17 protein-coding genes are annotated in these 20,981 nt (G+C 32.8%); all 17 read left to right on the top strand.

What is annotated here, in order from left to right:
* Positions 1 to 268: 268 nt before the first annotated feature.
* Positions 269 to 6,058 carry a MucBP domain-containing protein gene (locus GEMHA0001_RS04310; protein WP_003144568.1) on the top strand — a complete coding sequence of 1,930 codons (5,790 nt, stop codon included), beginning with the start codon at positions 269 to 271 and terminating at the stop codon, positions 6,056 to 6,058.
* Positions 6,059 to 6,509: 451 nt separating this feature from the next.
* Positions 6,510 to 7,187, top strand: coding sequence for a hypothetical protein (locus GEMHA0001_RS04305; RefSeq protein WP_003144466.1), 678 nt, complete (start codon positions 6,510 to 6,512; stop codon positions 7,185 to 7,187).
* A gap of 444 nt (positions 7,188 to 7,631) precedes the next feature.
* A complete protein-coding gene (locus tag GEMHA0001_RS04300) occupies positions 7,632 to 8,048 on the top strand; it encodes a hypothetical protein (RefSeq protein ID WP_003144623.1) in 417 nt (138 codons plus the stop codon).
* Positions 8,049 to 8,110: 62 nt separating this feature from the next.
* Positions 8,111 to 8,614 carry a DUF4064 domain-containing protein gene (locus GEMHA0001_RS04295; protein WP_003144589.1) on the top strand — a complete coding sequence of 168 codons (504 nt, stop codon included), beginning with the start codon at positions 8,111 to 8,113 and terminating at the stop codon, positions 8,612 to 8,614.
* Between the two features lie 382 nt (positions 8,615 to 8,996).
* Positions 8,997 to 9,860 carry a diacylglycerol/lipid kinase family protein gene (locus GEMHA0001_RS04290; protein ID WP_003144447.1) on the top strand — a complete coding sequence of 288 codons (864 nt, stop codon included), beginning with the start codon at positions 8,997 to 8,999 and terminating at the stop codon, positions 9,858 to 9,860.
* A complete protein-coding gene (gene cpsA, locus GEMHA0001_RS04285) occupies positions 9,853 to 11,322 on the top strand; it encodes an LCP family glycopolymer transferase CpsA (RefSeq protein ID WP_003144564.1) in 1,470 nt (489 codons plus the stop codon). The genes GEMHA0001_RS04290 and cpsA overlap by 8 nt, the downstream gene beginning before the upstream one ends.
* Positions 11,323 to 12,066 (top strand): CpsB/CapC family capsule biosynthesis tyrosine phosphatase, encoded by a 744-nt coding sequence (locus tag GEMHA0001_RS04280; RefSeq protein ID WP_003144485.1) that lies wholly within the window; start codon positions 11,323 to 11,325, stop codon positions 12,064 to 12,066.
* A gap of 21 nt (positions 12,067 to 12,087) precedes the next feature.
* The gene (locus tag GEMHA0001_RS04275) at positions 12,088 to 12,786 is read left to right on the top strand and encodes a YveK family protein (protein ID WP_003144645.1); all 699 of its coding nucleotides are present in this window, start codon (positions 12,088 to 12,090) and stop codon (positions 12,784 to 12,786) included.
* Positions 12,787 to 12,797: 11 nt separating this feature from the next.
* Positions 12,798 to 13,502: a polysaccharide biosynthesis tyrosine autokinase gene (locus GEMHA0001_RS04270; protein WP_003144550.1), complete on the top strand. Its 705-nt coding sequence runs from the start codon at positions 12,798 to 12,800 to the stop codon at positions 13,500 to 13,502.
* A 25-nt stretch (positions 13,503 to 13,527) separates the two neighbouring features.
* Positions 13,528 to 14,112: a hypothetical protein gene (locus GEMHA0001_RS09190; RefSeq protein ID WP_003144467.1), complete on the top strand. Its 585-nt coding sequence runs from the start codon at positions 13,528 to 13,530 to the stop codon at positions 14,110 to 14,112.
* Between the two features lie 27 nt (positions 14,113 to 14,139).
* Entirely contained in the window at positions 14,140 to 14,892 is a 753-nt protein-coding gene (locus GEMHA0001_RS09185; protein ID WP_003144577.1) for a sugar transferase, read from the top strand.
* 146 nt (positions 14,893 to 15,038) lie between these two features.
* Entirely contained in the window at positions 15,039 to 15,851 is an 813-nt protein-coding gene (locus GEMHA0001_RS04260; RefSeq protein WP_233445915.1) for a LicD family protein, read from the top strand.
* Between the two features lie 9 nt (positions 15,852 to 15,860).
* Complete coding sequence (locus tag GEMHA0001_RS04255; RefSeq protein WP_003144571.1) at positions 15,861 to 16,601, top strand: WecB/TagA/CpsF family glycosyltransferase; 741 nt, start codon at positions 15,861 to 15,863, stop codon at positions 16,599 to 16,601.
* Positions 16,594 to 17,652: a glycosyltransferase family 4 protein gene (locus tag GEMHA0001_RS04250; RefSeq protein ID WP_003144621.1), complete on the top strand. Its 1,059-nt coding sequence runs from the start codon at positions 16,594 to 16,596 to the stop codon at positions 17,650 to 17,652. Before GEMHA0001_RS04255 ends, GEMHA0001_RS04250 begins: the two co-directional genes overlap by 8 nt.
* A 54-nt stretch (positions 17,653 to 17,706) precedes the next feature.
* Positions 17,707 to 18,804 carry a non-hydrolyzing UDP-N-acetylglucosamine 2-epimerase gene (gene wecB / locus GEMHA0001_RS04245; RefSeq protein WP_003144546.1) on the top strand — a complete coding sequence of 366 codons (1,098 nt, stop codon included), beginning with the start codon at positions 17,707 to 17,709 and terminating at the stop codon, positions 18,802 to 18,804.
* 446 nt (positions 18,805 to 19,250) lie between these two features.
* Positions 19,251 to 20,354: a glycosyltransferase family 4 protein gene (locus GEMHA0001_RS04240; RefSeq protein ID WP_003144616.1), complete on the top strand. Its 1,104-nt coding sequence runs from the start codon at positions 19,251 to 19,253 to the stop codon at positions 20,352 to 20,354.
* Positions 20,344 to 20,913, top strand: a complete 570-nt coding sequence (locus tag GEMHA0001_RS08685) for a glycosyltransferase family 2 protein (protein ID WP_003144626.1) — start codon at positions 20,344 to 20,346, stop codon at positions 20,911 to 20,913. The genes GEMHA0001_RS04240 and GEMHA0001_RS08685 overlap by 11 nt, the downstream gene beginning before the upstream one ends.
* Positions 20,914 to 20,981: the final 68 nt, after the last annotated feature.

Raw genomic sequence — 20,981 nt, 5'->3', positions numbered from 1 at the left:
TTTTTTACTGTAAATTATTAGAAATATTTGATTTTTGGTATTTATCATTATATATAAATTTATGTAAAATATTGAAAATAAAAAAACAAACGTTATTTTATATTATTAATATCCATTTAATGTCAAAATAATTGCATTTTAGTTGCTAAAGTGCTAAAATGTATTTTGAGAATTTCTGAACTAATGGTAATTATTTAAGTTTTGTTTGGAAAAATCATAAAAAAAATATTGTTAAGTTATAAAAAAATTCAAAATGAAAGGTAGATTTATGTTAATAAATAAGAATGATAAATTTTCGATACGTAAGTTCAAAAATGGGCGTTCTGATTCGGTAAAAATCGGAGCAATCGGTGTAATCGTTGGTACTGCAATCGCATTGTCAGCTGGAAGCAATTCTGCAGAAGCGGCGATGAAAGAAAACAGCGACAACACAACAACGATCTCAAATGATAAGGGGTCAGTAATTGTAGATACAGCTAATATTGAGAATCCAAATGAAGGTAGGGAATTTTCAACTAATCCAACTGCAGAGGGAACAAATACAATTACTAAAACTGGAAAAGTAGATTACAAATACGTAACTGCTGAAGGTAATACTGTACTAGAAGAAAATAAAAACCAAAATTCTGGTGCTGATAAAACGATTGAAACAACATACAATGTATACGGTAAATCAGGAGAAGTTTTCAAAGAAACTACAGGTGGCGATGCACAAGATAGCGACCTAAACGACGCTAAAGAAAACGGTAAAAAAGCAACAATCGAAAAAGATGGGAAAACTTACCACCTAATCGGAGAACCTAAAGTTGAAACTACTGGAAACGGTGGAGGAGTATACTCTGACACAACTCTAGGTGATGTAACCGCGAAACTTACTCCAGAAGGATTAAGTAATGCAGAAGGTAAAATCACTTATGATACTGTAAAAGCTGGTGGGAAAGCTTGGATCGTTGAACAAACAGGAAAAGGAACATATGGTAAATATGTACAAGCAGATTCAGGTGCAATCACTTCTGATGCTAAGATGGTAGAAGCTTTCAAAGCTGGAGAAGCTGCAGCAAAAGACTTCAATTCAGCTAATGTAACTGCTGATGGAGGAATCAAAGAAGGAGACTATGTTTTCGTACTTGAGAAAAACACTTATGTAACAGCTAATACTGAGAGTCAGGCTTTAACAGGAAGCATACCATTGTCATCTAGTGATAATGTAGCAGATGATGTAGATGGAACTGGGGCTAATTTAAATAGAACATATGCAATGGTACAAAAATTTAAAGCGGCTCCAGATACTTTAACAGGAGTAGAGAACAAAACTCTTGTAAAAGGGTATCTTGCATATCTTCAAGGAAAAGGACTTGAAGATAACCTTTTAAATTTCAAACGATATGTTTCTATAGGATTAGCGGGAATAGCTGAAGACCAAGTTGATGCTAAAGGAAGACCTACAAGAGATCTAACAGCAGATACATCAGGCGTTTCTAACTCAGATACATTGGAATTAGAAAATGGTGGTTTTCTTCTTAGACTTAATGCTCCTTCGTTGGATGTTGAAGAGTATTCTTATCGTGACGAAATCACTCCTCTTCGTGCATACCGTGTAGCAAGTGGTACTACAACAATCACTTACACTTACGCCGAAGAAAAAACTCGTGAAGTAGAGAAAAAAGGTTCTGTAGTAGTTAACTACCAAACAGAAGACGGAACAGTATTAAAAGATCCTTACACTGATACTCCTGAGACAGTAGTTGAAGTAGTAACTGAGCATTACTATGTAAATGCTGATGGACAAGAAGTAGTTGTAGAAGATAAAACTGTTAAAACGCCTAAAAACGTAACGTACAACACTAAAGAAAACGAAACTGAAAAACCTCAAAAACTTACAGATGCACAAGGAAATGTTTACTATCTAAATGAAGCAAACACTAAAACTACTGTAAATGATCAAGAAACTACATCACCAGCTGAAACAGGTACAGTAGTAGAAGGTGTTACAAAAGTAACTTACATCTATGAAAAAGCTGGATCAGTAATCGTTAACTACAAAACAGAAGATGGAACTCCGCTTACAGGAACAGTAGTTGGTGATGAAAGCAAAACTGTAGAATCAGGTGCAAAAGATATTGATAACGGTAAACCAGGTACAGCTTATAACACTGCAGATAACGGAATGAAACCAGAACGTATTAAAACTGCAGAAGGAAAAGTTTACCAATTAGTTCCAGAATCAACTGAAGGCGAAGAAACAGGTGAAGTTGAATCAGGAACAACTAAAGAAGTAACATACGTTTATAAAGAAGTTAAAGGTAACGTAGTTGTTAAATTCGAAGATACTGAAGGTAATGTAATCGCTGAAGACGAAAAAGACGAAACAGATGCTTCTCTAAATGTTAAATATGATACAGCAGACCACAAAAAAGATGAAATCACTAAAGATGGTGTTAAATACTATTTAACAACTAAAGAATTGAAAGATGATTCTAAACCAGCTACTGGAGACGTAGTAGAAGGTACAACTACAGTAACTTATGTATATGAAAAAGCAGGACAAGTAGTAGTTAACTACCAAACAGAAGATGGAACTCCGTTAGTAGGAACTGCAGATGGTGCTAATGTAGAATCAGGAGCTAAAGATACTGTAGATGGAAGACCAGGATCGGACTACAACACTGCAGATAACGGAATGAAACCAAACCGTATCACAACAGCAGAAGGAAAAGTATACGAACTAGTACCAACAGCGACTAAAGGTGAAGAAACTGGTAAAGTTGCTGCTGGAGAAACTAAAGAAGTAACATACGTTTATAAAGAAGTAAAAGGTAACGTAGTCGTTAAGTATGAAGATACTGAAGGTAACGTAATCGCTGAAGACGAAAAAGATGAAACAGATGCTTCTCTAAACGTTAAATACGATACAGCAGACCACAAAAAAGATGAAATCACTAAAGATGGTGTTAAATACTATCTAACAGCTAAAGAGCTTAAAGATGATTCTAAACCAGCTACTGGAGATGTTGTTGAAGGAACAACAACAGTAACTTACGTTTACGAAAAAGCAGGACAAGTAGTAGTTAACTATCAAACAGAAGACGGGACTCCATTAGTAGGAACTGCAGATGGCGCTAATATAGCTTCAGGTGCAAAAGACACTGTAGATGGAAGACCAGGATCAGACTACAACACTGCAGATAACGGAATGAAACCAACTCGTATCACAACTGCAGAAGGGAAAGTATACGAATTAGTACCAACAGCAACTAAAGGTGAAGAAACTGGTAAAGTTGTTACTGGAGAAACTAAAGAAGTAACATACGTTTATAAAGAAGTAACTGGTGATGTAGTAGTTCACTACGTTGATACAGAAGGAAACGTAATCGCTGAAGACAAAGAAGATACTAAGGGTGCTTCTTTAAATGCTAAATACGATACAACTGACAACAAACCAGAGAAAATCGAAAAAGACGGAACTGTTTACTACTTAACAGCTAAAGCGCTTAAAGATGATTCTAAACCAGAAAACGGAGATGTAGTAGAAGGTAAAACTAATGTAACTTATGTTTATGAAAAAGCTGGATCAGTAATCGTTAACTACCAAACAGAAGACGGAACTCCATTAGTAGGAACTGCAGATGGTAAAGATGTAGTTTCAGGTGTTAAAGACACTGATAATGGAAAACCAGGTTCTGAATACAACACTGCAGATAACGGAATGAAACCAACTCGTATCACAACTGCAGAAGGAAAAGTATACGAACTAGTACCAGCATCAACTAAAGGTGATGAAACAGGTACAGTAACATCAGGTCAAACTAAAGAAGTAACATACGTTTATAAAGAAGTAAAAGGTAACGTAGTCGTTAAGTATGAAGATGCTGAAGGTAACGTAATCGCTGAAGACGAAAAAGATGAAACAGATGCTTCTCTAAACGTTAAATACGACACAGCAGACCACAAAAAAGATGAAATCACTAAAGATGGTGTTAAATATTACTTAACAGCTAAAGAACTTAAAGATGGTTCTAAACCAACTACTGGTGATGTTGTTGAAGGAACAACTACAGTAACTTATGTTTACGAAAAAGCAGGACAAGTAGTAGTTAACTACCAAACAGAAGATGGAACTCCATTAGTAGGTGTTGATGCGAATGGTGCGAATGTAGCTTCAGGTGCTAAAGACACTGTAGATGGAAGACCAGGATCAGACTACAACACTGCAGATAACGGAATGAAACCAACTCGTATCACAACAGCAGAAGGGAAAGTGTACGAATTAGTACCAACAGCAACTAAAGGAGAAGAAACTGGTAAAGTTGCTACTGGAGAAACTAAAGAAGTAACATACGTTTATAAAGAAGTAACTGGTGATGTAGTAGTTCACTACGTTGATGCAGAAGGTAACGTAATCGCTGAAGACAAAGAAGACACTAAAGGTGCTTCTCTAAACGCTAAATACGATACAACTGACAACAAGCCAGAGAAAATCGAAAAAGACGGAACTGTTTACTACTTAACAGAAAAAGCTCTTAAAGATGATTCTAAACCAGAAAATGGAGACGTAGTAGAAGGTAAAACAGAAGTAACTTATGTTTATGAAAAAGCAGGACAAGTAGTAGTTAACTATACTGATGAAAAAGGTAACACTATTCAAGTGAGTGCTGTTAATACAAAAGACGGTAAACCAAACTCAGACTACAATACTGCTGATAATGGAATGAAACCGAACCGTATTACTACTCCAGAAGGAAAAGTATACGAATTAATCCCTCAATTAACTAAAGGTGATGAAACAGGTAAAGTTAAAACTGGAGAAACAACAGAAGTAACTTATGTGTACAAAGAAATCACTGGTAATGTAGTAGTTCACTACGTGGATACAGAAGGAAACACATTAGCTGCGGATACTAAAGATGTAGAAAATGGATCACTAAGTGAGAAATACGACACAACTGACAACAAACCAGAGAAAATCGAAAAAGACGGAACTGTTTACTACTTAACAGCTAAAGAACTTAAAGATGGTTCTAAACCAGAAAACGGTGCTGTTGTAGAAGGAACTACAGAAATCACTTATGTATACGAAAAAGCAGGACAAGTAGTTGTTCACTACGTAGACGAAGCTGGAAACACACTTCAAGCAGATGTTGTGAGTACTAAAGAGGGTAAACCAGGTGCAGCGTACAACACTACGGATAAAGATGTGAAACCAACTCGTATCACTACTCCAGAAGGAAAAGTATACGAACTAGTACCAGCATCAACTAAAGGTAACGAAAACGGAAGTATTGAAGCAGGTAAAACAACAGAAGTAACATATGTGTATAAAGAAATTAAAGGAAACGTAGTAGTTCGCTATGTAGATGAAGCGGGTAACACAATCGCAGAAGACGTTAAAGATACTACAGACGGATCTATAAGTTCAGCATATGACACAACTGATAACAGACTAGCTACAATCACTACAAAAGATGGTAAGAAATACGTATTAGTACCAACTGCAACTAAAGGTGCTGAAACTGGTAAAGTAACAGAAGGAACAACAGAAGTTACTTATGTGTATAAAGAAATTAAAGAAGAAACTCCTGAAAAACCTGAGAAACCAGGAACTCCAGAGACTCCGAAAACACCTGAAAAACCTGAGAAACTAGGAACTCCAGAGACTCCGAAAACACCTGAAAAACCTGAGAAACCAGGAACTCCAGAGACTCCGAAAACACCTGAAAAACCTGAGAAACCAGGAACTCCAGAGACTCCGAAAACTCCTGAAAAACCTGAGAACCCAGAAACACCAGGAACGCCGGAAACTCCTGAAAAACCTGAGAACCCAGAAACACCAGGAACACCAGGAACTCCGGAAACACCTGAAAAACCAGGAAAACCAATGGATCCAAATTCTCCAGTTAAACCAGAAGGAGAAAGAGGTTCAGTAGGTGTAGTTAAATCACAAGTTAAACGTCTTGCTAACACGGGTAGCGAAACAACTAACTCGGCTGCTGTAGGATTCGGTGCGTTAATCGCAGGAATCGCATTAGCAGTAAGAAGACGTCAAAAAGAAGATAAATAGGATTGAACCCTAGGTAACTTATGACTATTCATAAATCGAGGAATGAGAGTAATCTCATCCTCGATTTTTTTGATATAGAAAGATAGTTGGGAGGCTCTAACTAAGGATAGAAATAAAGTTAATATATATTAATTAAATATATTACTATTATCTTATTTTTTGTTTTATTAAAAGAAAGGGAGTGCTATAAAACACACTAGAAAACTAGTCTAATTATATAGATGGCTAATAGTATTTTAAGTACATTTTAAGTGTGTTTTAAGTATATTTTAAGTTGGATTAAGATCGTAGTTGCTGGGTTGTTTTTTAACTGGATATTTTTTGTAAAATAATAAAATTTCTTCGGAAAATGATTGACGTAAATATTCATTTATGATATTATTAATTCCGGTAAAGATACGTAATTATATTAAGATATCAATTCCAAGAAAATATACATTAAGGAGAAACTATGTTTAAAAAACTATTAAAAGCAGCATTACCAGCTTTATTCGTTTTCTCATTTGCTAACGTAAATGATGTAAAAGTAGAAGCTGCAAACAAAAAAATCAATGTAAGAGTTGATTACCTAGAAGAAGGAAGTAACAAAAAATTAGCAGAAAGTGCAAAATTATCAGGAGACGAGAACGTATTTGCGACAATCTCTCTTCCTCAAAACTTAGCTAATGAATACAATATTTCAAAACGTGATTTTTCTAATGAAAGTAAAGGTCAAATCGCAGCTAACAAGATCTATGATCAAGAATTAGTATACCAAGTGTACTTCACTAAAAAGCCTGAAAGCCAAATTAGTAAGCCATACACTCTAACATACACTTATGTAACTACTCAAACACAAGCACACGTAGTAGCTACAACTCAAGTTCAAAAACAATTAGTTGCTTCGGGAACTGTAAGTTACTCTTCTACTACAAACCACACAGTAGTGGCAAACCACAAACCAACAGTAGTAACTACACACAGACCAGCTCAAAGACCAACAGCAGTAACGCACAGACCGGCTCAAAGACCAGTTGTTCAAAGACCAACAGCAGTAGCTCAAAAACCAGTAGCACACAGACCTGTTGTTCAACAAAACCATAAACCTGTAAGAAAAACTGCTCCACATGCAAAACGTCGTGGAAGATAGTATTTAAAGGTTAAAATTTTATACTTGAAGCTGGATTAGTTCGCAACTAAACCAACTTGTAATGAAATTAGCTTGTAACTAAACTAGCTTACAGATAAACTATATTGCAGTTGCCAAATTGGGGTGCAATCAACTAGGCTCACAGCCAATTCCGGGGCGCGAGTGAAATGTTAATAGAACCTAAGTAGCATAGATATATATCTTCTTAACTAGGCGAATTAGTAGAAGATCTAAATATCATATTTTGCTGCTTAGGTTTTTTATATAGATTTGAGCAGCGTATCTATAATAATAAATCTGAAGAAGCAAAAAATGGAGATAAAAATCCATTCATATTTCGATGGAGTCGTCTGTAGATTTTTTCTGTTAGAGTAGCTAAATCTAAATAAATTGACTCCCCTTTATGATATAATTTAGTTAATAATTGAAAAAGAGGGGAAGTTCATGAAATCAACCGGTAGAAAAATAGAAAAAACACTAGCTTGGATAGCGAATATAATTTTAATTTCAGCGGTAGTCTTAATGTACACAGGTTTTTTTGATAGGTCGCTAGAAGGGATATTTTTAACGCCTGAATTTATCAGGTTTACATCTTCTAGCTTCGTAGAAACTTTTTTAATCTACACAGGAATGGAATTTTATAGGATGATTGAACTATTTATAATACTTATTAAATTTTCAGCTTTACTAACAGTGTTTATAGCATTATTAGCGACTTTCAAGATGAAATATAGAATTTTTTCAGGTGTGCTGTTTTTATTTTTAGCTCTTATGATTGCTGGAATGGCGACAGAAATTGCCTTTCCTGTCTACTTACTGTATTTTATTGTCGCTATTATGTTATTTGTTAGAAAAGGCTAAATAATACTAGTTTGAGGTATTTTGTGATATAATATAATAATATATTAAAAAAGGAGCATATTATGAAACCATTTAGCAGAAAAATAGAAAAAATCTTAGCTTGGATAGCGAATGTTATTATGATAATTGTGACAGGTTTAATGTCTCTTGGAGCATTTTCTGGACAATTGGAAACAGCGTTAAGACAACCAGAACTAGAACAGATGCTACATAACTTATTACAAGATCCAGCGATGAAATCATTAATGGCTTCTACGCGTATGGATATCGTAACATTACTTGCGACAGGTGTTAAAATATACGCTATAGTTGCTATTGTTCTAGTAGTTTTAGCTTTAATAGCGTCATTTACTATGAGAGCGAGATTTATTTCAGGAATCTTATTCCTAATCGCAGCGGCTTTAGTTGGATTAATGACAGTAGGTCTTCTACTTCCTGTATACGTTTTATACTTCATAGTGGCAATTATGCTATTCGTAAGAAGACCACCTAAAAACACTGACAACTCAGATTTTACACAAACAACTTCTGAAAAACCAGAAATTGACAGATTAGAGTACATGTAAGAGAGTACTACTAATTAGTAAAGTATTTGAGGAATTTATAAACTATTTTATTGATTGAGTATTATCGAAGATTAATATTATCTTCATACCCATATCAATAGAATAGTTTTTTATTTTTTTTGTAATTGTTTTACTTTTTGTTAAATAAGTGATTTCAAAGATCTCTTTTACTTAGAAATAAAATTTAATATTGAGATTATCTAAATATAAAAAATAATTTTTTATAGTCAGTTTTTACTGACAAATTGTAATAATAGAATTAGTCTTAAAAAAAGCGTGAAAATCTATTGTTTTCATGGATTTAAAATAGATAAATCTTTGATAAATAGTAGTTTTTATAGTATAATTATTAGGATGAAGTATTTTTATATAGGTTCGTAATATGATTGAAATAATTGTTAATTCTAGGAGTAAAAAAAGTCTAATTGAACTAGAAAAAATAGAGCGAGTTTTAAACGAAAAGAAGTTGCCTTACAGAGTGTTGAAAACCTCTAAAAACACCAATGCAAAAGACCTTATGAATGAGATTCACGGCGGTGAGTTAATAGTAATCGGAGGAGACGGAACTATTAACGAAGTGATAAATAATTATCATGGTAAAGAGATTATCTATCTTGCATATGGCTCGGGTAATGATCTTGCGAGGTCTATAAAGTTCAAAAAAGACATTGAAATAAGTCGATTATTAGAATCGAAGAGATTTATTGAATATGATGCAGGTGTTGTTAACGATAGAAAATTCTGTTCGGGATTTGATATCGGTTTTAATGCTGACATCATAAAAAGAGCCAATGGCTCGAAGTTAAAGAAATATTTAGGCAAGTATATCTATCTTCTTCAAGGAGTAATAGGTATTTTAATGCTGAAAAAATATAAAGCGAAAATTTCATGGGATGATGGAGAAATTATGACCGATAGGCTGTATTTGCTTAATGCGATGATTCAACCTTATGAAGGTGGTGGGATAAAATTTGCCCCGACTGCTACAGGTCAAGATGGCAAACTTCACATTATGATTATGGAAAATATGTCTTTAGCAACCTTTATTTATAATTATTTATGCCTACTTTTAAAACAGCACAACAAATTAAAGAAGGTACATCACATAAAAACAAATAGTCTAACAATAAAAACAAACCAAGAATGCTTCCAAATTGATGGAGAATTAGTAAACAGCGAAGAAACCTTGAAACTTAGCTGTATTAGTAAATTTTATAAATTAAAGAGGATGGAAAAAAATGAGTAGATATTCAAATGGCCGTAACTCTAGGGCCGAATCTGGTATAGGAGCTTTTGAAATTGTCAATGGAATATTGACCGTTTTATTAATTTTACTCGGAGGTCTAGTTAGCTGGACGATGTTGAAGTATGACTTTCTAAATTTTAGAGGTATCAACTACGGAATAATCGGAGTAATAATCTTAGCGATAATACTTGCGATATTCCTTGTAATTAAGAAAAAAGCGAGAATATTCAATGCGATAATGTTGATCGTTATGAATATTGCCTTAGTATTTTCTTACATGCAGTTTAGAACAGCAATCGGCTTATTCGATAACTTAAACAGTAATGCAGCAGTTAGTGAGTATACTATGAGCGTCGTTGTTATGAAAAACGATGCAGCTGAAAAACTTGCAGACTTAAAAGGAGAGGCAGTTGCTGCTCCAGTATCTGCAGATGGTGAAAACATTAATAAGCTGATGAAAGAGATTCGTGATAAAGAAAAACAAAGTCTAAATCTTACAGAATCTAAAAACTACATCTCAGCTTATGAGGAATTAGCCGCAGGAACTAGCAGAGCGATGATTCTTAACAGTTCATTCGAAGACTTAATCATAAGTCAACATGCAGATTTCAGAGATAAAACGAAAAAAATCTATGAATATAAAATAACAAAATCGGTAAATGCGAAAGCAAAACAAAATGCTGGTGATACATTCAATATCTACATAAGTGGTATCGATACATATGGACCGGTATCTAGTGTCAGTCGTTCAGACGTTAATATTATTATGACAGTTAATAAAAAAACTGGAAAAATCTTACTAACGACAACACCACGTGACTCTTATGTAAAAATCGCCGATGGTGGAAATAACCAATATGACAAACTTACACATGCAGGTCTGTACGGAGTAGATTCTTCAATACATACACTAGAAAATCTATACGGCATTAAGATAGATTACTACGCTAGACTTAACTTCACATCATTCCTAAAACTAATTGATGTAGTTGGAGGGGTAGATGTGTATAATGATCAGGCGTTTGTATCATATGGTGGGAAAAAAGCTTTCCAACCAGGTTTATTACATATGAATTCTGAAGATGCTTTAATGTTTGTTCGTGAGAGATATGGTCTTACAGGTGGAGATAATGACCGTGGTAAAAACCAAGAAAAAGTTATTACTGCGATAATTAAGAAAATCACTTCAAAACAAGGATTATCAAATTACCAAAGTGTTATTAAAGAACTAAGTGAATCAATTCAAACAAATATGCCGATAGAGACAGCTATGGGACTTGCGAATGAACAGCTTAGCGCAGGAAAAGATTATAATGTAACATCACAAGCATTAACTGGAACAGGAAGTATGGGGCTACCTTCATACGCAATGCCTGGTGCGACACTATATATGACACAAATAAATGAACAAAGTTTAACAGAAGTTACAGAAAATATTAAAGAAGTATTGGAAGGTAAGTAGATGAAAGACGGAATTAGAATGATAGACATACATTCCCATGTAGTCTTCGGAGTAGATGACGGTGCAAAAACTGAAAAAGATACTCGTGATTTACTAGAAGAAAGTTATAGACAAGGTGTTAGAACGATTATCGCAACACCTCACAGAAGACGCGGGATGTTCGAAACAGATATAGAAATAATTAGAGAAAACTTCAAACGAGTAGAAGAAATCGCTGCTGAAGTAGCTGAAGATCTAAGGGTGTACTTAGGTAGCGAAGTCTACTACAAAGAAGGGGAAATCGAAAAAATCGAAAGTGGAGCATATCCAAGATTAGCGGAGACTGACTACGTACTTGTAGAGTTTCCTTATGAAATGCGTTATAAAGAAATTCACAGAGCTTTAAACAAGGTTATACTACTTGGACTAACTCCAGTAGTAGCGCATGTTGAAAGATATAATGATGTAGATGAAAAAGGTGTTCAAGAGTTAATTAACATGGGTGCTTACATCCAGGTTAATGCAGCTAGTGTTCTAAAACCGAAGCTTATCGGTGATAAACACAAACACTACAAAAAACGTGCTAAAAAATACTTAGATGAAGAGTTAGTTCACTTCATCGCGAGTGACATGCACAATATGGATTCTCGTAGAACATATATGAAAGAAGCATACGACATTATCGAGAAGAAATATGGGCCGACAATCGCCTACGAACTATTCGAAAAAAATCAAGAAAAACTATTAATGAATAAAATAATATAAAAGAGAGGATAAATAATTATAATGGATAATCAAGAAAAAGATTTAATACAGTTAGATATTATGCTACTGTTAAGAAGAATTTGGGAGAAGAAAGTATTAATAGTATTAGTAACATTACTATTTACTGCAGCATCGCTTGCTTATAGTATTTTCTTAGTAACACCACAATACTCATCTACTACGAAGGTATACGTAGTTAACCAAAAGAAAGATGATAAAGCAATCACAACACAAGACGTTCAATTAGGTTCACTATTAGTAAAAGACTATAAAGAGATAATTCTTTCTAACAAAGTTATGGAAGACGCTGCAGAAAAAAGTGGAACAGAAATCACAGCTAGGCAATTAGCAGGGAAAGTCAGTGTAGATGCACCAAAAGATACACGTATTATCTCAATCACTGTTCGGGATAAAGATCCACAAGTTGCGAGTGACTTAGCGAATACTGTAAAAGAAGTATCAGCAGATCAAATTAAAGACGTAACAAAAATCGAAGATGTAACAACATTAGAAGAAGCAAAAGCAGCTACGTCTCCAAGTTCTCCAAACATTCCTAAAAATGGAGCACTGGCAACAGCATTAGGATTCATCTTAGCTGTAGCGGGAGTAATACTATTTGAGTTACTTGATGATAGAGTTAAGAGAGCGGAAGATATTGAAGAGACAATGGGGCTTGTACTTTTAGGTGTAGTTCCAGATACAAAAACAGGAAAGAGATAGGATAAGAAAACATGGCACAAATTAATTTACTAACAAACCAAAAAATAGTAGATCCTAAAAATGAAGAGTATTACAATGCCTTACGTACTAATATCCAATTTTTAGGAAAAGATAAAAAAGTAATTGCGATTACATCAACTTCAGAAAACGAAGGGAAAAGTACAGTATCGACTAACCTAGCTATTTCATTAGCGAAACTAGGGCTCAAAACTATTCTAGTCGATGCCGATACACGTAAATCTGTTATGGCAGGTCGTTTTAAGTTCAAACATAAAATTAGTGGATTAACTAACTACCTATCTGGCGTTTCTCCAATCGAGGATGTTATTTACGAAACTGACGTGGAACATCTTAATGTTATTCCAGCAGGGCAAGTACCACCAAACCCAACAGGATTATTACAAAACAAAAACTTCAACATTATGATCGAAGTATTTAGAGAGTATTATGATTATGTAATTATCGATACGCCACCGATTGGGCAGGTAATAGACGCGGCTATCATAGCTCCTAAGACTGATGGGGTAGTGCTACTAGTAGAAGCAAATCGTGTTAAGAAGAAAAGCATAGAAAAAGCCAAGGAACAACTTGAAAAAGGTGGAGCAGAATTCCTAGGTGTAATTTTAAACAAAGTTAACTCGAACGAACTTGGTTATGGTGGTTACTACGGTCACTACGGAAGCTATGGAATAAAAGGAAATAAAGATAAAAAATAATATCAAAAGATAAGAGGAGAACAAGATGTATTATATTCGAAGAAATAATAAGTTTCTGTTCTTGGTGACTGATTTAATAGCCTTATCTTTAGCTTACATCTTTAGTTTTGATTTTCAATCGAAATCAAAAGATAATTTATATTTTTTCATAGCTATGAATGTTATCGGTGTTCTTGTAGCACTTATGTCAGAAGAATATTGGACAATATCGGAAAGAGGTTATCTTAAAGAGCTTAAGGCAACATTTATCTATGTGCTGAAAGTAGTATCGTTATTTACATTAATTCTAGTAATATTTAATCGTAAAGATTTTTTTGATATAGTAAAAAGTATGGAATTAATTATTTATTTAGTTCTAGCATTTGTTTTTATCTATTGTGTGAGAACCATTTCTAAAAGAATAAATAATAGATATCGTGACGATAGTCGTAATATTATAATCTTATCGGATTTTTGTGATTTAGATACAATCGGAGAACTGCCTAGCAATTACCAAGTATTAGCGTATGCCAATAATTCAGAGGAATTTATGTATAATGCTAAACCAGTCGTTCACAATATTTCTGAAATTCGAGATTTCTTATCTAATCACAGAGTTGATGAAATATAGGCTAACTTATCATCACAGACTAGTCTGGTGGAGATCTTTAAGATTTTTGAAGTATTAGGAATCCCGACAAAAATCAATATTACACCAATTATAAAAGAAGTTGGAGCGAACACTGCAGTAACGTTCCAAGGTGATAATATCTACCTAACATCAGCGATAAAAATCGCAACATTGCGTCAGGTAATTCTGAAAAGAGTTATGGATATAGCAATCTCAATAGTAGGAATATTATTAACGATTATTGTAGGTATAATTATACTACCAATAGTCAAGATGCAAGCACCGGGGCCACTTATATTCACACAAACAAGAATAGGCCAAAATGGTAAGAAGTTCAAAATATACAAATTTAGAAGTATGTATATGGATGCTGAAGAAAGAAAGGCAAAACTTCTAAGCCAAAATGAGCTAGAGACGACATTAATGTTTAAAATGGAAAATGATCCTAGGGTCTTCCCATTCGGTCAAAAACTTAGAGATTGGTCACTAGATGAACTTCCACAATTTATCAATGTTCTTAAAGGAGATATGAGTGTAGTAGGGACACGTCCTCCAACAGTTGATGAATATACTCAGTATGACCTTCATCATTTCAAGCGTATGCAGGTAAAACCTGGTATTACTGGAATGTGGCAGGTTAGTGGAAGAAGTAACATACTTGATTTTGAAGAAGTAGTTAAACTAGATATGAAATATATCGAAAATTGGTCGCTAAGACTGGACATAAAAATTATACTTAAAACTATAATGGTTGTCCTAAAAAGAGAAGGAAGTAAATAATAACGGGAAAAGTAAAAATAGGGAGTGGCTATATAAGAATATACAACCACTCCTTGTTAAAATAAAAAAAGACTGTGTTTCGTCGCCAAACTAAAACACAGACTTATATAAGTGAATATGGATATATTAACATAAAAATTGATAAAATGGAAGAGAAAAGAATCATGGATATAAAAAATAAAGTTAGATTAGTACAAGAGAAAGAAATTGAATTATTAAAAATATTTTCTGAGATATGCGAACAACACAATTTAACATACTATGCTCTAGGAGGTACATTATTAGGTGCAATTAGACATGGTGGTTTTATTCCTTGGGATGATGATATGGATTTAGGAATGCCCAGAGAAGACTATGATAAATTTATAGAAATATCAGGAAGTGTATTACCAAAACATGTTTTACTAAAACAACATACAGATAATTTAGGAAATACTTCGATTCGTGATACATCAACAGTTATAACTTTTGGTACCACTGATTGTAATCCATTTTTAGATATTTTTCCACTAGACGGATTTCCAGAAAAAGGGCTATCTAAGTGGACGCATGAAAAACACATCTTATTTTATCGAATGTTATCAAAACTATCTGTTGTTCAAGAAATTTCTGATAGAGATAGGGGAACATTCGAGAATGCATTGGTAAAAGTTGCCAAAATAACAAAAATTGATAAAATTTTAAATACAGAAAAGATTAATAAAAAATTACATAAAGTTATAAGAAAATATGATTTTTATAGCAGTCCTAGAGGCGGAAACGTACTTGGAACATATCGTGATAGAGAAATTGTTCCAATAGAGGTATTTGGAAAACCTAAAAAAATGGAATTTGAAGGTATGCAATTAAGTGTCCATAGTGAGCCTGAAAAGTATTTAGAAAATATTTATGGAGATTTTATGAGGTTACCAAAAGAAGAAGATAGAGTAGGTCACTTCGAAGCAGCTTATGGGAAATAGGAGGTTAAAATGAGTAAAGTAAATATTATGGGGATTGATATTGATTCTTTAACGAATCAAGAAACAATAGATAGAGTAGAAGAATTTATTATCAATAAAAAACCATTACACTTAATGGGTGTTAATGCTGATAAATTAAATCTATGTAAAACAGATAAAAAGTTAGAGGAAATTGTAAAGAAATCAGAGATAATAAATGCAGATGGTGCATCTGTTATTTTAGCTTCTAAATATTTAGGTAAACCTCTACCTGAAAGAGTAGCCGGAATAGATTTAATGCAGGATCTTCTGAAATTATCATGTGAAAAAGGATATAGTGCATATTTCTTTGGGGCAAAACAAGAAGTTGTTGACAAAATGTTAGAAAATTTCAAAGAAATATATCCTAATTTAAATATAGTTGGCGCAAGAAATGGATATTTCTCAGATGAAGAGCTAAAAAATATTGAGGCGGATATTGCTGAGAAGAATCCAGATATAGTATATATTGGTATAACATCACCTAAGAAAGAATACATTGTCCAAGAGTTCTTAGATAATGGCTTAAATAGCGTATTTATGGGTGTTGGTGGAAGTTTTGATGTTCTTTCAGGTACTATTCCAAGAGCTCCAAAGTGGATGCAAAAAGCTAATTTAGAATGGTTATTCAGAGTAGCGAATGAACCAAGAAGATTATTTAAAAGATATTTTGTTGGGAATGTAACATTTATAAAAGAGATAGTAAAAGAAAAGAGAAGTCAAAATGGCTAATATACTTCATATTTCACGTACAATGGACATAGGAGGAGCCGAAAAAATTGTATATCAATTGGCTACTGATTTAAAAGAAGAATTTGAGAGTGTTCATGTAGCTTCTACAGGAGGACTGTGGGAAGAAGAGTTAAATAAGAATGGAATTAAGCATCATAAAATATTAGATGTCGAATCGAAATCACCTAAAACACTTGCGACAAACTTTAATACACTGCACAAAATTATTAAAGAAAATAAAATTGATATTATTCATACACATCATAGAATGGCAGCATTTTATGCAAGGTTATTAATGTATATATTTCCTAAGGTAAAGCATATTTATACAGCACATAATATTTTTGATAATAAAATAAAAATGTATAAATATTCTTTAAAAGGTGCGAAAGTAATCGCTGTGAGCATAGCGGTTAAAGAACATTTAAAAAAACAATTAGGTTTAAATGAGATTGAAATAATTTATAATGGAATAAAAATAAACAACTCAAAAGAAACGTTACCTGAAATTAAAAATTTTACAGGTGTGAAAATAGGCTATATAGGGCGATTGGATTATCAAAAAGGTGTAGATTTATTAATAGAATCATTAGTACAACTAGATTATAGTAATTATAAATTATATCTAGTAGGAAAGGGAGATATGGAGAATGAATTAAAAACTTTAGTTTTTTTAAATCTTTTAAGTACTAATGTAGAATTTTTAGGATATAGAGACGATATTTCTGAATTAATAAATAGTTTTGATTTTCTAGTATTTCCTTCTAGATTCGAAGGATTTGGATTAGCTTTAGCAGAGGCGTTTCTACATGAAAAAACAGCGGTTGTGACAAATATACTAGGTTTTGGAGATTTAATAGATGATAATAATTCAGTAATAGTAGAACCAGAAAATATTGAAGATATAGCTAGGGGTATAGAATTACTGATTAATAACGAAGAGAAGAGAGAAGCCTTGGGTAAAATGGCTAGAGTTAGTACACTAGATAAGATAGAGTATAGCAGATTTTTGAAGAGATATTCACAGGAATATACAAACATGAGAAAATAATGATTATTAAGTCGTGTTGATTACTTTAAATAAAAAGAATAAGGAGATATGCTGATGAAAAAAGTAATGTTGGTTTTTGGAACAAGACCAGAAGCTATAAAAATGTGTCCATTAGTAAATGAATTAAAAAGAAATGGGAATTTTGATGTAAAAGTATGTGTTACTGGGCAACATCGAGAAATGTTAAATCAAGTATTAGATGTTTTTAAAGTTGAACCAGATTATAATTTAGATATAATGAGAGATAATCAAACTCTATTCACTATTACAACATCAATTTTAGACAAAATTAAACCAGTATTAGAAGATGAGAAACCAGATGTAGTTCTAGTGCACGGAGATACAACAACGACATTTGCTACTGCATTAGCAGCATTTTATCTTGGTATAAAAGTTGGGCATGTGGAAGCGGGATTAAGAACTTACAATATTTATAGTCCATTCCCAGAGGAATTCAACCGTCAAGCAGTATCTATAGTATCTAATTTCAATTTTGCGCCTACGGAAAAAGCAAAAGAGAATCTTTTAGTAGAGAAGAGAGACGAAGATACTATCTATGTTACAGGAAACACAGGTATAGATGCATTAAAAACTACGATTAACTCAGAATATAAACATGAATTATTTGATTGGATAGGTGATGATCGTTTAATTATGTTAACAGCTCACAGACGTGAAAATCTTGGGGAACCCATGGAAAATATGTTTAGAGCTATTAAACGTGTGTTACAAGAAAATAGTAATGTAAAAGTAATCTACCCTATCCATAAAAATCCTAAAGTTAGGGAAGTTGCTAATAGAATATTCGGTGAAGAAGATAGAGTTAAACTAATTGAACCATTAGAAGTTATAGATTTCCATAATTTCCTTAATAAGAGTTATTTAATTTTAACTGATTCTGGGGGAATTCAAGAAGAAGCACCATCATTAGGAAAACCAGTACTTGTGTTAAGAGATACTACTGAAAGACCAGAAGGTGTTGCTGCGGGAACATTAAAACTTGTAGGAACAAAAGAAGAAGATATCTATAATAACTTTAAACTACTATTAGAGGATAATGAAGAGTATAAAAAAATGAGTCAGGCAAGTAATCCTTATGGGGATGGTAGAGCCAGCGAAAGAATTGCTGAAGTATTATTAAAGGAGATATAGGAATTGTGTATGTTGTGTTATTTAATACACTTAAACAATTGTCGTCAAATAATAGTTACATAATGATTTTTGAAGATATGACTTATGAGAAAATGATTAATAAAAAACACGGTAAATGTCTATTCAAATTAAGGAATTGATCAATCAGAAAATAAATTGTTCTAAGTCATTATAAAATAAGTTTTTTATAGAGAACTAAACTTAGTTGGTAAGTAGTACAGTAGTTTATGCGACCTAAAACGCATTATGCTGAGTATAAAGGTATAAAAAATTCTTTATTTTAAAAATGCTTAACCTGCTCCTACGTAAGCTTTTAGCGTGATTTATCTGAATGATTTAGTTAAAAATTTTTCAAAAAATAAATTATTAAAGCGAGAATATATATAGGGATATTATTCAGAAAGGAAGAAATCAGAATGTATACAGCAAGAGGAGTTAAAGAATAGATGAAAAAAATAGCGATAATAAAATGGATCATTGATAGAACAGATGGTGGGCTAAAAGTTGCAGTTGATTTATCGAATGAATTATCAGAAAAGTACGAAGTTCATTTGTTGTCAATGATTTCTACAGAACCAATATTTTTCTCTGTTAAGGAAAAGGTTAGATATAGAAATTTATATTCAAGGAAATTATCAATGAGTAAACACTTTTTACAACTTGTGAAAAAGTTAAGACAATATTTAATGGAGAATGAGATTGATATTGTTTTTGGTATTGGAATGAGTATGAATAGTTTAGGAATTGCAAGTACAATAGGTTTAAAAACTAAATATGTATTTTGTGATCATACTAATTCGATTGTAGATATAGACTCAAAGGTAAAAAAAATACAAAGATTAGTCGCATCAAAGTTTGCTAGTAAAATTATTACCCTCACAAGTCAAGATAGATTAAATTACATAAAAAAATATAAGATGAAATCAAATATGGTCGATGTTATTTATAACTGGATTGATCCCGTGGATGTTGTAGAAAAATATACTACAAATTCAAAGAAAATAATTACTGTAGGCCGTTTCGATAGACAAAAAGGTTATGATTATCTATCTGAAGTAGCTATAAGTGTATTATCGAAACATCCTGATTGGGAATGGGATATTTTTGGTGAGGGTGATGAAATAATTAAACAAGCATTGAGAGAAGAATTAAAAGCAGGAGGTGTTGTTTCTCGAGTACATTTTAAGGGGAATGTTAAGGGAATAGAGAATATATATCCAAATCATGGAGTATATGTAATGACTTCTCGTTATGAAGGATTACCTTTAGTGTTATTAGAGGCAAAACAGTATGGATTACCTATTGTTAGTTTTAATTGTCCAACTGGTCCATCGGAGATTGTTCTGGAAGGTGTAAATGGATATTTAATTGATAACTTTGATACTGAGCGAATGAGCAATAAAATTTGTGAGCTTATTGAAAATGACGAGTTGAGGGATAACTTTTCTAAAAATACTATGAAAGATACAGAGAAATTTGATAAAGAAAAAATTTTTCAACAATGGGTTAACCTGATTGAAGAAATGACAGGAGGAGAAAATGCAGAATAAGATTTTAACAATAGCAGTACCATCATATAATGCAGAAAAATATTTAACTGAGACTATGCCATCAATTTTAGCAGCTAAATACAGAAATTTAATTGATTTAGTAATAGTTAATGATGGTTCTACTGATATGACAAGGGAAGTTGCAGAGAAAATATCAAAGCAATATCCAGAAATAGTAAGAGTTATTAATAAAGAAAATGGTGGACATGGATCGGCAGTAAATACAGGAATTGAGTATGCTGTAGGAAAATATTTTAAAGTAGTAGATGCGGATGATTGGGTTGATACAGAAAATTTAGACTTATTGATAGAATATCTACAAGAAACAGATGTAGATAATGTATTATTACCATATTATAAGGTATTTGTAGACGAGAATTCTTCTATACTTAATATTGGAGAATACAATGAATTTACAAAAGTACAGAAAAGAAAGATTTGTCAGGCCGATGAATTCTTTAGTACAATTGGTCAAACTGTAGGTATGCACACGATTACTATTAAAACAGATATATTAAAAATAATAAAATTAAGTTATCTGAAAAAATGTTTTATGTAGACATGGAATATATTATATATACAATTCCACACGTAGAGACTATTATATATTTTGGGAAACCTATTTAT

The organism is Gemella haemolysans ATCC 10379 (genome assembly GCF_000173915.1).
Classification (GTDB): domain Bacteria; phylum Bacillota; class Bacilli; order Staphylococcales; family Gemellaceae; genus Gemella; species Gemella haemolysans.
Note: the sequence above shows the minus strand (reverse complement) of the source record. Positions and strands in the feature narration are given on the sequence as shown.